This is a genomic window from Rhizobium halophilum, from assembly GCF_021648825.1.
In the GTDB taxonomy this organism is placed as follows: Bacteria; Pseudomonadota; Alphaproteobacteria; order Rhizobiales; family Rhizobiaceae; genus Neorhizobium; species Neorhizobium halophilum.
In genome coordinates this window covers 1-16,164 of record NZ_JAKJHS010000017.1, presented here as the reverse complement: position 1 = coordinate 16,164, position 16,164 = coordinate 1, and the positions used below count along the sequence as shown (strand labels likewise).

The window sequence follows — 16,164 nt, the reverse complement described above, 5'->3', positions numbered from 1 at the left end:
TCTATCGGGGCGGTTGTGCAAATCCTTTGGCGAGAACCGGTCCGGTTGGACGACCGGTCGGCGAACCCCCGGCATCCTCCAACGTGATCTCGTAGAGCTGCGAAGCCGCTGGTAGTGGTAGCGGAGGTGCTTCGAGACGCGAAGATCTGCCATCCTCCAGAAGGCCGAGCGACACAGGCCCCATCTCCTGCGAAGGCAGCGTCCAGACCTCCACCGCCTTGTCCTCCGGCACGCGGATGTCGGCGAGAAGGCGGATCTCAGCGGTGTCGTTGCCGAAATCCTCGACCACCGCCTGCACCTCGCCCGCCTCGTTCAGGAGCACGGCGATCACGACGGGATCAGCCTGGCGCCCCAGGCTCCAGGTCAAGGCAACGGCCAGCACCAGCGACGCGGCCATTGAGGAGAGGGCGGCTGCCCGCCAGCCGAAGCGACGGTTGTCGTTGGCAGCGGGGGTGAGCGCAGCTTCCGGTGCAAGCGTCGCGCCTCCAAGCGGCACGGCCGTATCGCCATCCGCCAACCCTGCTTCGATCTGTCCCCAGAGCCCTGCCGGTACGGCGGCCGGTTCAACGGTCAGGTCGAGCGGCAGGTAGCGTTCCCGGCTTGCGGCGATCGCTGTACGCAAGGTCGGATTTTTGTCCGCCTCTTGCTCCACCGCCTGCTGCTCCGCCGGGTCGAGCAAACCAAGCACATATTCGTCGGCAATCTCGGGTGCGGTGGTATTGTCGAGCCTCATGCCATGCACTCCCGCAGCGCGGAGAGCCCTCGGCGGATCCATGATTTCGTCGTGCCGAGCGGCAGCTTCAGCCGTCCGGCGATCTCGCCATGCGTGTAGCCGCCGACATAGGCAAGCAGGATTCCGCTGCGCTTCTTCTCGTCCAGCGCACCAAGGCAGTCGTGAAGCCGGCTGTTGCGGTCAAGCGCCTGCCAGGCCGACAGGATATGCTCCATCTGCTCGTCCTCGCGCAACGCCTCGAGCCGATCCTCTTCAACGGTGTCCTCCCTTCGCCCGTCCCTGAGAACGTTTAGCGCGCGGTTGCGGACGATCGCGTAAATCCAGCCACGCGCCGATCCGCGGCTCCCGTCGAACTGCCGGGCGCTGGTCCAGATCCGGATGAAGGCGTCCTGCACCACCTCTTCGGCAAGGTCGCGACGGCGCAGAATTCGCTCCGCCAAGGCGATCAGCCTTCCGCCCTCAGTATCGAAGATGCGCTTCAACGCGCTGCGTTCGCCGCGGCCACAGGCGGCCAGCATTGCGGCAAGGTCTTCGGTCGGCAGTTCTGCCAGGCTCAACTTGCATCTCCCGCGTCCGGGTTTGTCTCGTGCCACTAATACACGTCGCGAGAGCTTCCGGATGCGCCGCTAAATTTATTTTTTTCTCACCTGCATCCAAACGCATCCTCTCGCGGGTCTTCCTTATGAGGCAGGGCGTCACCAGGCGCCGATTGCCTCACAATGCTGAATTCAACGGGAGAAAAGATAATGATGAAACTGCGCACAGTTCTGATCGCCTCCAGCGTCCTCGCCGCCACTTCGGTGGCCGCATCCGCCGCGCCGGTCGTCGGCCTCGTCGGCGACAAGACACTGGTGATGTTCGATACCGACAATCCTGCCGTTTCCGAAACCATGGACGTAACCGGCGTCGACCGCCTCGTCGGCATCGACCTTCGCCCGTCCAACAACACGCTCGTCGGCGTCACGCCGGACAGCACCATCGTCACGATCGACATGGAAACCGGGGCTGCGACCGAGGTCGCCAAGATGGACAAGCCGCTGACGATCGGCAATGCCCCCGTCGTTGTCGACTTCAACCCGATGGCCGACCGGCTCCGTTACATGACCGGCACCACCAATCACCGCGTCCATCCCGACACGGGCGAAGTGACGGTCGACGGCAGCCTCGCTTTCGAGGAGGGCGATATGCACAAGGGCGAGGAGCCGAACATCGTCGCGGCCGCCTATATCAACTCCTACGGAAAGCCGGAAAAGACGGCGATGTACAACATCGACGCCACCATCGGCGGTCTCATCCAGCAGACCAAGCCGAATGACGGCACCTTGAAGGCGATCGGCAAGCTCGGTGGCGAAGGCATGCCTTCAACCTACGCCTTCGACGTACAGACCACAGCCGATGGGGAGAATACTGCCTGGCTGGTAGCCGGCGACGCGCTTCATACCGTCGATCTGGAAAGCGGCAAGGCAACGAAGACGGCCGACATCACCGGCGCAGACGGCGACATCCGCGACATCGCCGTTCTTCCGGCGATGTAATGCGAGGAGGAAGGCCGGCGGTCGCAACCGGCCTTCCTCTGTCACCCAAGTCTGCTCGGCATTCTTAGTCCTTGCGGAAGATCAGGCTGGCACCCCAGCCGGTGATGACGGCAATCAGCACGCAAGCTAAGCCGTAGAGGATAGGCCGGTTATGCGCAGCATCGGTGATGGCCTGCTCCAGGCCAGTCTTGACCACCCTGAGCGGCAGCTCCTGCTGCACGATGAGCTCGCCGCCTTTGAACAGGTAGGCGTGTACGGTGTGAATCCCATCGGGAATGTTGGCGGGGAGCCGGAGTGACGCCCGAAACAGGCTGGAGGAGACGAAGCGCACGCCGCTCGTGTCGCGCTGATACAGCCCGTTGGCGAGCTTCAGGCGCCGATAAGCCTCGCGAAACTCGCTCAGGTTGACCGCATTGCCCAGAAAGCCCGTGGGCGTCAGCGCAAGGTGGTTGATGCCCACGCCGATGCTGTTAAGCGATGGCGCCTCGTCGATCGCGTCGATCTCACGGGTACTTGCGAGCGAATAGGAGACCGGCACCTGCTCAAACGTCATGGATGCCGTGTTCATCCAGATGCCGAGAACGCGCTCCTTCTTGCGCACCGTTGCATAGTCTCGCGGCCCCTCCAGCGTCACGATCACATCATACTGGCCGATCGCCAGGAACAGTTCGTCGGCATTGGTGAGCGCTCCGAAAACGGTCAGATCGGCGCCGCGGAAGTCGGAGGTGATGGCGATTTCGCTCGTCGAGGTGCCGATCTCCAGTCCTTCTTCAACGGCCGAAGCCTCCCCCAACGGCACCTGACCGGCGGTCGGAGTGGCGGTTGTCAGAAAAGCAGTGGCCAGCAGGTAGCAAAGACGGGTCAGCATCAGTCGGCAAAGCCTCCGACTGAAACGGAGTAGAGGTCCTCCGGAGCGACCACCAATCCGATCGCCAGACGAATCCCCACTGCCAGCACCAGCAGCGCCAGCAGCGCGCGCAACTGCTCCCCGCGCAGCTTCTGCCCGACGCGCACGCCATACTGAGCCCCGATCACGCCCGCCACCATTAGGATCGTCGCCAACACGATGTCCACCGAGTAGTTTGTCGCCGCCTGCACCATGGTCGTATACGCGGTGGTGAAGATGATCTGGAACAGCGATGTACCCACCACCACGTTGGTCGGGATGCGCAGGAGATAGATCATCGCCGGCACCATGATGAAGCCGCCGCCGACACCCATGATGGAGGTCAAGACACCGATGGCGAAGCCAAGCACCAGGATTGGGACGGCGCTGAGATAGATCTTGGAGCGCTTGAAGCGCATCTTGAACGGCAGCCGGTGGACCCAGATATGCTGGCCGGGCCGCTTGGCGACCGGTGGCTCGTTGCGGGCTGAACGGCGCAGCGCTCGGACGCTCTCGTTCAGCATCAGGATGCCGACGGTGGTGAGTAGCAGCACGTAGAGCAGCGAGATGAACAGGTCGAGCTGGCCGACCCGCCTGAGCCAGGAGAAGATCGATATGCCGACGGTGGCGCCGGCCAGGCCGCCCACCAGAAGGACTGTTCCAAGCTTCATGTCCAGCGTGCCGCGCCGGAAATGGGTGATGGCGCCAGATACGGACGAGGCAACCACTTGGCTGGCACCGGTCGCAACGGCGATCACGGGCGGAATATTGTAGAAAATCAGCAGCGGCGTGATCAGAAAACCTCCGCCCACGCCGAACATGCCGGACAAGAAGCCGACGGCTGCGCCCATGCCGAGAATAATGAAGATGTTCACCGAAAGCTCTGCGATCGGCAGGTAGACAGTCACGGCGGAACCTCAGCAGGCAATGAGCATTACGACGCGGCGCGCGGGCGGTTTTTCGAGGCCCTCGCTGCGATGGAAGGAAGTATGTCACATGCCGCGTGAAGAAGGCATGAACATGTTCTCCTCATGCCGACAGGCACTCGCTGCTGTCAAACCTTTTGGATCGATCGAAAGAAAGAGCGATTCTTAGCGGCATCACCGCAACAGGGCTTCAAGTCTTCCCTCAGGTGTTGCGTGCCAACAGTTCCTTCACCAGTGCGTCATCGATCTTGCCGGTCGGCTCCTGACCGACCGAGGTCTGGAAGGCCTTGATGGCGCCGATCGTGCGCTGGCCCATTTTACCGTCCGGAGTACCGGCATCAAAACCGCTCTTGTTCAGGATGGCCTGGATGTTGCGGATAGCCTTCTCCATGTCCACGGAAGAGGTTTTCACTGGCTTCTCGCCTGCCCACTCATCCGGCAGCGGGACGCTGTTGGCTGCATCGTTGAGCGGCTGTGGTTGCCAGGCCTTGGCCGCCGCCTGGGCGGCCTCCACCTGCTCCTTGCGCATGGCCTTGGCAACCTCGTCGCGCTTTTGAGCCGCATCCTGGTCACCGCCCTCGGCCGCAATGGCGAACCACTTGTAGGATTCAACCAGGTTCTGTTCCGTGCCGTTGCCGCGGGCATAGAGGATGGCAAGGTTGAACTGGCTGTCGGAGACGCCCAACTCCGCGGCCTTCTTGAACCAGCCGACAGCGGCTGCATAGTCCGGCTCAGCCTCCACGCCTGAAGCGTTGAGCACGGCGAGATTATGCATGGCGCTCGCGTTGCCGGCGTCAGCGGCTTTCTTGTAATAGGCTAGTGCCTTGTCCACGTCGCGGGTAACGCCGTTGCCCTTCTCGAACAGATTGCCAAGACGATATTGTGCCGGTGCTGAACCGCGATCTGCGGCAAGCTTGTACCAGTTTGCTGCCTCGGCGGCGTCGACGGCCACCCCGCGCCCTTCGGTGTAACGCGCGCCGATTTCGAAGAGCGCAGCCGGGTCTCCGGCCTCGGCGGCCTTGGCAAGGGATTCCGGTCCGATGGAGGCCGGAACGACGATCTTTGGAGCGGCCGGTTCGGTTGCCGTGACAACCGCTGGCTCTTCCACCGCCGGAACTGTTTCGGACAATTCTGGCTGCGGCTCCGGCCGGTCGAGTGTAGAGGCCATGCCCTCGGCAGGGCGCGGCGTCATCGGTGGACTGAGCTCGGCCTGGGGAGCCGGGGCCACCGTCGGGACGGTTGCCGCAACTTCGCTGGCGTCTTGGGCTGCAGGCTCGATTCGTGCCGGAGTCGGCGGTGCCTCCTTCGCGTCCGTGTTCACCGACGTCGGCGTTTCAGCTGGCGCGGCGGGCGTGGTTTCGGGGGGCGCTTCGCTCAAGGCTGCGGTCTGCGGCATCTGCTCCGGCGTCGTGAGCGTCTTGACGAGCGGCATGCTCATCAGAGCAAGAAGCACGGCACCGACGGCCAGCATGATCGGTCGACGGTGACGCGACAACGCGCTTCCGCCTTCACCGCCGGATCTGTCTCGCCGGTTCTTGCCTGATCCATCGAAGCTTGGGTCCGTTTCCAGTGCGGCGGCCTTTGCCGCCCGGCGTGCAGCGGCAATGTAATCCGCTCGATCCCCCGGGGGCCGACTTGCGTCGCCACCGGCCGCGGCCTGGCTTGCGCGCACGCGCTCCAGGATCTGACGCACGTCGGGGGTGCCGGAACCAGGCTCTAGCGGCTCGTGCTCGTGCTCCGGCGGCAGGAGGTCGACCGGATCGAGCGAGGGGACGGGGTCGACGACGGCCCGGCCGGACTTGGCTCCTGTCTGCTTGGGCGCCGGGCGAAGGCGCTTGGAGATCTGGCTGAAGATGCCGGCTTTTGGGGCGGGGCTCTCATCTGCGGCGAGGGGTGCTTCGGGCGAGACGTTTGCTTCGTCCGAATCCGTCTCAACTTCAGGCTCCCGAGAGTCGACGGTGTCGTCGAAAATGGGGGCCGCGGAATGTCCCGCGGGTGTGTGTGTCGTGCTGTCCGCCAGCGACCCGATCAGGTCGGCGTGGATACGGTTTGCATCTTCAACCATCTCGCCCGTCGCGACAGTCGAGATGCCCGCTGATGTCCGTTCGCCATGCCGATGTTGTGGTTCAGGGGAGTGCATCGTCGTGGAGGCGAAACGGTCTTCCATGGCATCCAGCCGGTCGGCGATCTGCACGAGCGTGGTGTGCAGGGCGTTCAGCGTGTGCTGGGATCGCTCGTCCTTGTTGAGCGTCAGTTCCTCCAGATGCCGCAGATCCTGCGCGAGACCCGCCAGCGCCTCGCCGTCAACCGCGGCTGCGCCCGAACGCTCCCGTCGAGCGAAGCTCTCCACCACTGCTTCTGCCGCCTGTCGAGCCGCCTCGATGATGTATTCGTCGTTCGTACCGACATGGGCTTCGAGAGCCGAAACGCGGTGATCGATCTCCGGCCCCGGACGCCCGCTGGCCTCGGGGGGATTGCTCATCAGCTCGGAAAGGGTCGCGATTTGCGCCTCCAGGCTCTTCAGAGCCGCAGTGTCGCCGGACGGCCCTTGAAGGGTGTCGTCCAGTCGCGCGGCAATGTCGCCGAGACGCTGCTCGATCCTGCCGATGGCTGCCTGCTCGTTGGCCGGCAGTTGCAGGCTTTGATGGTAGTCCATCTCGTCTATGCGTCGGACGAGGTAATCCAGGCGCATGGCCAGCGCATCGTTGACCTGGCCATGGCCAAGACGATCGATCTTGTCCGATATGTCGGCGAGGTACTCCGTCAGTCCTGCATGTTCTGCCGCGTGGCGCGGCTGTGAAAGCATGTGCGAGAGCTGTTCCAGCCGCTCCTCCAGCCGTAACGCCACTTCCTCGGTAGACAGTTGCTCAATCCGGCTCGAAAGTGCTTCGATTCGACTGGCAAAATCATGGGCCGGCTCTCGGCTGGCGCGCGCCATGGTGTCGATCTGGTCGGCTAAGCCTCCGATGCGGCTTTCAAGCCGCTGTACGGCAGCGTGGTCGATTGTTGCGGCCGAGGCGGCGCGACCGCTCGCGGCGATTGCCCGGCTGATTTCGTCCAGCCGCTCGTCAAGGAGGACGAACTGCTCCTTCAGCTCGTCCGAGGGCTGCATGCGCGTGCCGAGCTGTTCCATCGCGGTGGCGACTGCGACCAGATTCTGCTCCAGCGCCCGGATGGCGGGGCTGTTGCTCATGGAGCCTAGTTCGCCCTTGATGTCGTCGATGCGGTAGGCCAGCCCGATCAGCTCCTCGCGCAGGCTGTTCGTGTCCAGGTCAATGATCCGCTCCTCGATGCCCTCCCATCGGGCGTCCAGATGCCGCAGGCTGTCTTCCCGCGCCAGCCCGTCTATCACGGCGCGCAGTTCCTCGTATTCCGCGCGCAGGGCCTCCGCCTCCGGGCCACCGCGATGGCCCAGGGTATGAATTTGGTCCGCAAGCTGTGCCAGATCATGACGCAGGTCGTCACCGATCTGCTGGCCTTGCGCGAAATCCCGGATGCTGCCGATTTCGGCACGCAGAGCCTTCATCTCCCGCGCGACGCCATCGGTGATGTCTTGTTTCAGTTCCTGCCGCAGGCTGACGAGCGACTCTGCTATTTCTCTCAGGGAGCCGTCAGGAACCTGCGGAGCGATGGCCGGAGCTGTAGATGCTTCGGAATGACGTGGTTCTGGCCGGCGAAGGTCTGCGTTCCGCTCCATCCTGGGAGGTGGCGCTAGCAGCGGCTTCAATTCTCCGGTCGATCTTGTGTTGCGTTCGGAAGAACGAGCCAGAGCCCTCTGGCGGTTGCGGATTTCTTGCAGCGGGTCAATGGCATCCGAACGGGGCAGATCGTCCGGTCGTGTGCTCGCCAAAGGTCTCCGCTCTTCCGTAGTCGGGCGTTTGGTTTCCCCGGAGCTTTTCATCAGCCCCTGGATCCGCGCCTCAAGCCCTTCGATGGTGCGATTCAGCGCCTCGAGGGAGGAGCTTTCGCCGCGCCGGGCAGATATCGATCGTGAACCGTTCATGTCGCTGCTCGTTCCAACGTTTAAGCGTGGCGGTAGGCCTCGGTTCGGCCCCTGGCGAAGTCGATGCCGCACCGTTGGTTGACGAGCGGCGAAGGGAGGTGCTCGATGCGGATCTTGCGACTCGCAGGGAACGCTCCCTCGAATGCCGAATATTTCGTCGGACGTGGTAAACAACCTGTTAACCGTGGCCGACTTTTTTAACGATTGCTCCACCTTGTCGGGAGTGACCGCCCGTCTTTAAGCGTCCGAAGGTCATCCCGTCGAAAAATCCGACGGACTGTTTGACGTTTACGCGAACGTCAATTATTTGTGGGAGACATGATGACGGACCCTCAAGTCCGTGCGAGGTTTATGGAGGAAGCTCGACCATGCCTGTCTACAAGGCTCCGGTAAACGATACCCTTTTCGTACTGAACGACGTGCTCGGCCTGGAGCGCTTCGGCAACCTGCCGGGCTTCGCCGATGCCTCGCCCGATATGGTGGAAGCCATCCTCGGCGAAGCCGCCAAGGTGGCCGAGGAAGCGCTCTTCCCGCTCAACCTCTCAGGTGATCAGGAAGGCTGCACGCGCCACGACGACGGCACGGTCACCGTGCCGAAGGGTTTCAAGGAAGCCTATGACCAATATTGCCAGGGTGGCTGGATCGGACTTGCCGTGCCGGAAGAGTTCGGCGGCCAGGGCCTGCCATACACGCTGCACGCCGCCGTCGGCGAGTACATGTCGTCCGCCAACATGTCGCTGATGATGTATCCGGGCCTGACCCAGGGCGCGATCGCCGCGATCCTCGTCCACGGCTCGGACGAGCAGAAGCAGACTTACCTGCCGAAGATGGTGGAAGGCACCTGGTCGGGCACCATGAACCTGACGGAACCCCATTGCGGCACCGATCTCGGTCTGCTGCGCACCAAGGCCGTTCCGAACGGTGACGGCACCTATAAGCTGTCGGGTCAGAAGATCTTCATCTCGGCCGGCGAGCACGGCATGACCGACAACATCATCCATCTGGTGCTTGCCCGTATCGAGGGTGCGCCGGAAGGCACCAAGGGCATCTCGCTCTTCATCGTGCCGAAGTTCATGGTCAACGACGACGGCTCCGTCGGCGAGCGCAACTCCGTCACCTGCGGCGCCATCGAACATAAGATGGGCATCCACGGCAATTCCACCTGCGTCATGAACTATGACGAAGCAACCGGCTATCTGATCGGCGCCGAGAACAAGGGTCTTGCCGCCATGTTCGTCATGATGAACGAGGCCCGCCTCGGTGTTGGTCTGCAGGGCCTGTCGATTGCCGAGACGGCTTACCAGAACGCCGTCGCCTACGCCCGTGAACGCATCCAGGGCCGCTCGCTTTCCGGCCCGAAGGCGCCGGAGAAGAAGGCCGACCCGATCATCGTGCATCCGGATATCCGCCGCACGCTGATGACCATCAAGGCCTTCAACGAAGCCGGCCGTGCCTTCATGCTGTGGACGGCGCTGAAGTCCGATATTGCGCATCGCTCGGAAGATGCCGCAGAGCGCCAGAATGCAGACGACCTGCTCGGCCTCGCCACGCCGATCCTCAAGGGCGTGCTCACCGACAAGGGCTTCGACCATGCGGTCATGGCCCAGCAGGTCTATGGCGGCCACGGCTATATCGAAGAATGGGGCATGAGCCAGTATGTCCGCGATGCCCGCATCGCGATGATCTACGAAGGCGCCAACGGCATCCAGGCGCTCGATCTCGTTGGCCGCAAGCTGGCGCTGAACGGCGGCCGCGCTGTGATGGCCATGTTCAAGGAAATCGGCGATTTCTGCGAGGAAAACCGCGCCGATGAGGCAATGGCGCCGTTCACCAAGGCGCTCAAGAAGGGCTTGAACGACCTGCAGGCGTCCACCATGTGGTTCATGCAGAATGCCATGGCCAAGCCCGACAATGCCGGCGCCGGCTCCACCGACTACATGCACCTCTTCGGCCTGGTGACACTCGGCTACATGTGGGCGAAGATGGCAAAGGCGGCCCAGGTCGGCATCGCCGCAGGCGACCCGCGCGAGGAGCATCTGAAGAACAAGCTCGTGACCGCCAAATTCTACATGGAGCGCATCATGCCGGAAACGGCCCTGCGCAAGGCCCGCATCGAAACCGGCGCCGACACGATGATGGAACTCGCCGCCGAGGCGTTCTGATCCTTCCCCTCCGCCGCGGAGGGACGGGGAGGGTTTTGATCTTCCCCACCGAATGACATTTCTGGCAAGACGCTTTGCCACCCAGGGAGATGAGACCATGACCGAAGTCTTCATTTACGACCACGTCCGCACGCCGCGCGGCCGCGGCAAGAAGGACGGATCGCTGCACGAGGTGCCGTCCGTCCGTCTTGCGGCCAAAACGCTGGAAGCGATCCGCGACAGGAACGGCCTCGACACGTCCACCGTCGACGACATCATCATGGGCTGCGTCGATCCGGTCATGGATGCCGGCGCCGTCATCCCCAAGGCCGCAGCCTTCGAGGCCGGCTATTCCTTTGCCGCCCCCGGCATGCAGATCTCCCGCTTCTGCGCGTCGGGCCTCGACGCCGTCAACTTCGGCGCCGGCAAGGTCGCGGCAGGCTCCGACGACATCGTCATCGCTGGCGGCGTGGAATCGATGTCGCGCGTCGGCATGGGCATGTCCGGCGGCGCCTGGTACATGGACCCTTCGGTCAACTTCCCCGCCTATTTCATGCCGCAAGGTGTTTCCGCCGACCTGATCGCCACCAAATACGGCTTCTCCCGCGACGACGTCGATGCCTATGCCGTTGAAAGCCAGAAGCGGGCGGCCAACGCCTGGGACAAGGGCTACTTCAAGAACTCGGTGATCCCGGTGAAGGACCAGAACGGCCTCACCATCCTCGACCGTGACGAGCACATGCGCCCGTCGACCGATATGCAGTCGCTCGCCTCGCTCAACCCCTCCTTCCAGATGCCGGGCGAGATGGGTGGCTTCGAGGCCGTCGGCATCCAGGCCCATCCGGAAGTCGAGAAGATCACCTATGTCCACCACGCCGGCAATTCGTCCGGCATCGTCGATGGCGCTGCAGCCGTCCTCCTCGGCTCCAAGGCCGGTGGTGAAGCCATGGGCGTCAAGCCGCGTGCCCGTATCCGCCATTTCACCAACATCGGCTCCGACCCTGCGCTGATGCTGACCGGCCCGGTCGACGTCACCGAGAAGCTCCTGAAGCGCTCCGGCATGTCGATTGCCGATATCGATCTCTTCGAACTGAACGAGGCCTTTGCCGCCGTCGTTCTGCGCTACTGCCAAGCCTTCGACATCCCCCACGACAAGATCAACGTCAACGGCGGCGCGATCGCCATGGGCCACCCGCTCGGCGCCACCGGCGCCATGATCCTCGGCACCGTGCTCGACGAACTGGAGCGGCGTGACTTGAACACCGCGCTGGTCACGCTCTGCATCGGCGCCGGCATGGGCACCGCCACCATCATCGAACGCGTCTAAGGGAGGATTGACGATGACCTACACGAACTTCACCGTCGAGACCGACGCAGACGGCATCGCCCTCGTCACCTGGGACATGCCGAACAAATCCATGAACGTCTTCACCCTCGAGGTGATGGAGGAGCTCGATGCCATCCTCAAGGCAACGGTGGAAGATGCCGCGGTCAAGGGCGTGGTCTTCACCTCCGGCAAGTCTTCCTTCTCCGGCGGCGCCGATCTCACCATGATCAAGTCGATGTTCTCCATGCTCGCCGAGGAAAAGGCGAAGGATCCGCAGGCGGCCGTCCAGAAGCTCTTCGATGCCGCCGGCCAGATGTCGCAGCTCTTCCGCCGCATCGAGTTGAACGGCAAGCCTTGGGTCTCGGCCATCAACGGCACCTGCATGGGCGGCGCCTTTGAACTCTCACTTGCCTGCCACGGCCGCGTCGCCGCCAATGCTAAGTCCGTCAAGATCGCGCTGCCTGAGGTCAAGGTCGGCATCTTCCCGGGCGCCGGCGGCACCCAGCGCGTGCCGCGTCTCGCCAACGCGCAGGACGCCCTGCAGATGATGACGACCGGCCAGTCCTTGACCGCCCAGCGCGCCAAGGCCATGGGCCTCGTCCATCAGGTCGTCGAGCCGGGCGAGCTCGTGAAAGCCGCCAAGCAGATGATCAAGGACGGTATGAAGCCCGTCGCCCCCTGGGATGAGAAGGGCTTCAAGGTTCCCGGCGGCGGCGTCTGGACCCCTGCAGCCGCCCAGCTCTTCCCGGCAGCACCCGCCATCCTGCGCCGCGAAACCGCCGGCAATTACCCGGGCGCGCTGGCGATCCTCAAATGCGTCTATGAAGGCCTGCAGCTGCCCTTTGACACCGCCTTGAAGGTCGAGCAACGTTATTTCACGCAGATCCTGCAGACCACCGAAGCCTTCTCGATGATCCGCTCGCTGTTTGTCTCCATGCAGGAGCTCGGCAAGGGCGCCCGCCGCCCGGCCGGCGTTCCTAAGACGGAGATCAGGAAGGTCGGCGTTGTCGGCGCCGGCTTCATGGGCGCCTCCATCGCCTATGTCACGGCCGCCGCCGGCATCCCCGTCGTCCTGATCGACCGCGACCAGGCGGCCGCCGACAAGGGCAAGGTCGTCTCCGAAAAGCTGGTCGCCGATTCCGTCGGCAAGGGCCGCATGACGAAGGAAGAGGGCGAACAGTTGCTCTCCCTCGTCACCCCGACGCCGGACTATTCCACGCTTGCCGATGTCGACCTCGTGGTCGAGGCCGTCTTCGAGGATCGCGCCGTGAAAAAGGCCGTGATCGAGCAGGTGGAAGCCGTCATCCCGGAAACCACCATCTTCGCCTCCAACACCTCGACGCTCCCGATCACGGGTCTGGCCGAAAACTCCAAGCGCCCGGAGCAGTTCATCGGCGTTCACTTCTTCTCGCCAGTCGAAAAGATGATGCTGACTGAGGTCATCCTCGGCGCCGAGACGGGCGGCCGGGCGCTGGCCATGGCGCTCGATTTCGTCGCGAAGATCAAGAAGACGCCGATCGTCGTCAACGACACGCGCGGCTTCTTCGTCAACCGCTGCGTCTTCCGCTACATCAACGAGGCCTACGACATGCTGATCGAAGGCGTGCCGCCGGCCATGATCGAGAATGCCGCCAAGATGGCCGGCATGCCGGTCGGCCCGCTGTCCTTGAACGACGAGGTGGCCGTCGATCTCTCCCAGAAGATCATGAAGGCCTCGATCGCCGATCTCGGCCCCAATGCCGTCAAGCCCGAGCACATGGACCTGATCGACAAGATGGTCGACGTGCTCGACCGCCGCGGCCGCAAGAACGGCCAGGGCTTCTACGATTATCCGGCAAAGCCCGCCAAGAAGTCGCTGTGGCCGGGCCTGAAGGAGCTCTTCCCGCAGAAGCCGGCCTCCGAGGTCGATGTCAACGTCCTGAAGCAGCGCTTCCTGGTCACCATCGCGCTGGAAGCCGCCCGCACGGTGGAGGAAGGCATCGTCACGGACCCGCGCGAAGCCGACGTCGGCTCCATCCTCGGCTTCGGCTTCGCCCCCTATACCGGCGGCACGCTCTCCTACATCGACGGCATGGGCGTGAAGACGTTCGTGGAGCTGTGTGAGCGGTTAGCCGAGACTTACGGCGACCACTTCAAGCCGACGCCGCTGCTCCAGGAGATGGCGGCCAACGGCGAAACCTTCTACGGCCGGTTCGATCCGTATGGCGACGTGGAGAAGGCGGCTTAGGCCGCCTTTTCGTGGATGCAAGTGTATCCGCTCTACGTCCTGTTGTGATTGTTGACGGCTTCTCGACTCAGTCTTAACTGATGGATTTAGTAGAGAGGGAAAATATGACGCTCGCGGTGACGCCGACCTCCGGATTGCTTCTGACCAACCTTCGCGGGCAGATTCGTCAGACACCGCTGCCAAAGTGGAAGGCATTGCTGCCTCTATTCGAGGCAGTAATGAACTCGTTCCAAGCTATCGAGGATGTAGCGACCAGCAGGCAACACAAGATCATTGTTAGCGTTGAGCGAGAGCACGACCTTCTAGGCGAAGAAAATCCTTTTGTGTCCGGGTTTACGATCACTGACACGGGCGTCGGCTTCAACGACGAGAACTTTGACTCCTTCAATACTGCTTATTCAGAACATAAAGTCGAACGTGGAGGGAAAGGTCTCGGCCGCTTCATGTGGCTCAAAGCCTTTGATGAAGTTAGGATTACGAGCTGCTTCTCCGACGACGATGACACCGCTGGCCGAACGGTTCTGTGGAGGCGCGATTTTATTTTCGACGTAGACTATGATCCGGACTTGGCAGGGGCAAAGCCAGTAGCGAATGGAGCAGTCGGTACTACTGTTCGCCTTTCGGGCTTCCGCAACCCTTACAGGCAACAATGTCCGCGTACTGTCGAGCAACTCTGCCAGCGTTTAGCGGAGCACTTCGTTTTGGTGCTAATGAGGCCTGATTGTCCTATTGTTGAAGTTCACGATCAAGGGATCATAACCTCTCTCAATGAGGTGTTCGAAGAACACTTCCGAGCGAATTCGCGAGAAGCCGAATTCTCAATCAGTGGACGCCGCTTCTTGGTGAGCGGCTTCAGGTTGACCGCGCCACGTGCTTCCAAGCACAGGCTGATATATGCCGCCAACTCACGAGGCGTCCTGAGCGAGACGCTTGATGACCACGTGCCTAATCTTTCAGGGCGGCTTCCTGATCAGGATGGCACTTCATTCGTCTATCTAGCAGTCGACCAAGGCGACTATTTGAATGAAAAGGTGAACAACTACCGCACAGACTTTGACCTACAGGATGGTGAGCCCGGAGATGAAGGTGAGGACTCAGGCCTCTTCCATGATGATGTGCGCAGGTCGGACATACGGCGAAAATGTCTGGAGTTCGTGGAGAACGATCTATCGGAGTTGATCGAATCCGTGAACGAGGCGAAATCTCGCAGAATCCGTGCTTATGTCCAGTCGGACGCCCCGCAGTATAAGCCGATTCTTCGCTACCTTGCCGATTTCATCAGCAGCATTCCTCCGAACGCATCGAAATTGGAGATCGAACTGGCTCTTCATAAGGAGCTTCATCAGCGTGAGGTGTCGCTAAAACGAGAAGGGGCAAAAATACTCACTGAGGCTGCCAAGCTTGATGATTACGAAGGCTATCGTACGCGGATATCCGACTTCATGGGGAAGTCTAATGAACTTGGACAATCAGCTTTGGCGCAGTACGTGGCACATCGCAAAATTGTCATAGAGTTGCTCGAGAAGGCTTTGTCTTCGAATGCGGAAACCAACAAATATCCGCTCGAGGAGGCGGTGCATAATATCTTGTTTCCCATGAGGAACACTGACGAAGATATTCTTTATTCACAGCAGAACCTCTGGATCATCGACGAAAGATTAACGTATCACTCTTTCGTTGCCTCTGATAAACCTTTGGACAGGCTGGAGGTTTTCGATGCCGCTTCGCGAAAAAGGCCAGACCTTTTTATATTCGATCGAAAATTAGCGTTCGCCGACAATGTTGAAGATGGCTCTCCTATAAGCAGCATCGTTGTGGTGGAATTCAAGCGGCCTCAACGTGACAATTATGATGAACCTGAAAACCCGCTCAAACAGGTACTCGATCAGATCAGCGATATCAGGAGCGGTCAGTTTGGGAATGAGCGGGGAAGGCCGATCACAGTTGCAAACGATAAGATACCGGCCTTTGCTTACGTCGTCTGTGATATAACACCAAGTTTACGCGAAATTCTAATCGACCGGGACATGAACCCGACGCCGGATGGGCTGACCTTCTACGGGTACCACAAAAATTACGGGATCTACCTTGAAGTGATTGATTACTCTAAACTGCTTTCTGATGCGAAAAAGCGAAACCGCATTTTCTTCGACAAACTGAACGTCTTGAGTGGCCTATAGCGCACATTGGACTTGTTCCCCCCCTTGCCGCCGTATCTCACTCCCATGCGCAACATTACAAGAGACGCTCCGCTATGCTGAGGTGCTCCCGGATTTTGGACCGCCCGGCTGGAGGATTTTCCGGGCTTGTGAGGTGCTCCCGGATTTTGGACCGCCCGGCTGGAGGATTTTCCGGGCTTGAGCTCATGGCGGATGGGATGCGCCGG

Annotated in this window: 10 protein-coding genes; 5 read left to right on the top strand and 5 right to left on the bottom strand. The window is 61.6% G+C overall.

Translation table 11 applies throughout. The features are described from left to right. Position 1 precedes the first annotated feature (1 nt). Both LXM96_RS19935 and LXM96_RS19930 read right to left on the bottom strand, forming a co-directional pair. Complete coding sequence (locus LXM96_RS19935; protein ID WP_240000314.1) at positions 2-733, bottom strand: anti-sigma factor; 732 nt, start codon at positions 731-733, stop codon at positions 2-4. Continuing rightward, on the bottom strand, positions 730-1,251 hold the full coding sequence (locus tag LXM96_RS19930; protein ID WP_240000332.1) for a sigma-70 family RNA polymerase sigma factor: 522 nt from the start codon (positions 1,249-1,251) through the stop codon (positions 730-732). Before LXM96_RS19930 ends, LXM96_RS19935 begins: the two co-directional genes overlap by 4 nt. A gap of 228 nt (positions 1,252-1,479) precedes the next feature. Between LXM96_RS19930 and LXM96_RS19925 the strand changes: the two genes are divergently transcribed. After that, positions 1,480-2,268: a DUF4394 domain-containing protein gene (locus tag LXM96_RS19925; RefSeq protein WP_240000313.1), complete on the top strand. Its 789-nt coding sequence runs from the start codon at positions 1,480-1,482 to the stop codon at positions 2,266-2,268. A 64-nt stretch (positions 2,269-2,332) separates the two neighbouring features. On the opposite strand, the gene LXM96_RS19920 is transcribed toward LXM96_RS19925, so the two are convergent. The 3 genes from LXM96_RS19920 to LXM96_RS19910 all read right to left on the bottom strand — a co-directional run bounded on the left by LXM96_RS19920 (position 2,333) and on the right by LXM96_RS19910 (position 8,083). Next, positions 2,333-3,136 (bottom strand): TIGR02186 family protein, encoded by an 804-nt coding sequence (locus tag LXM96_RS19920; RefSeq protein ID WP_240000312.1) that lies wholly within the window; start codon positions 3,134-3,136, stop codon positions 2,333-2,335. Continuing rightward, complete coding sequence (locus LXM96_RS19915; RefSeq protein WP_240000311.1) at positions 3,136-4,062, bottom strand: sulfite exporter TauE/SafE family protein; 927 nt, start codon at positions 4,060-4,062, stop codon at positions 3,136-3,138. The genes LXM96_RS19920 and LXM96_RS19915 overlap by 1 nt, the downstream gene beginning before the upstream one ends. 220 nt (positions 4,063-4,282) lie before the next feature. Further along, positions 4,283-8,083, bottom strand: a complete 3,801-nt coding sequence (locus LXM96_RS19910; RefSeq protein ID WP_240000310.1) for an SEL1-like repeat protein — start codon at positions 8,081-8,083, stop codon at positions 4,283-4,285. Between the two features lie 368 nt (positions 8,084-8,451). Between LXM96_RS19910 and LXM96_RS19905 the strand changes: the two genes are divergently transcribed. From LXM96_RS19905 to LXM96_RS19890, 4 genes are all read left to right on the top strand, one after another. Then, positions 8,452-10,245: an acyl-CoA dehydrogenase C-terminal domain-containing protein gene (locus tag LXM96_RS19905; protein ID WP_240000309.1), complete on the top strand. Its 1,794-nt coding sequence runs from the start codon at positions 8,452-8,454 to the stop codon at positions 10,243-10,245. 97 nt (positions 10,246-10,342) lie between these two features. Next, positions 10,343-11,551: an acetyl-CoA C-acetyltransferase gene (locus tag LXM96_RS19900; RefSeq protein WP_240000308.1), complete on the top strand. Its 1,209-nt coding sequence runs from the start codon at positions 10,343-10,345 to the stop codon at positions 11,549-11,551. A 13-nt stretch (positions 11,552-11,564) separates the two neighbouring features. Then, positions 11,565-13,778 (top strand): 3-hydroxyacyl-CoA dehydrogenase NAD-binding domain-containing protein, encoded by a 2,214-nt coding sequence (locus tag LXM96_RS19895; RefSeq protein WP_240000307.1) that lies wholly within the window; start codon positions 11,565-11,567, stop codon positions 13,776-13,778. A gap of 104 nt (positions 13,779-13,882) precedes the next feature. Next, positions 13,883-15,958 (top strand): ATP-binding protein, encoded by a 2,076-nt coding sequence (locus LXM96_RS19890; RefSeq protein ID WP_240000306.1) that lies wholly within the window; start codon positions 13,883-13,885, stop codon positions 15,956-15,958. Positions 15,959-16,164 lie beyond the last annotated feature (206 nt).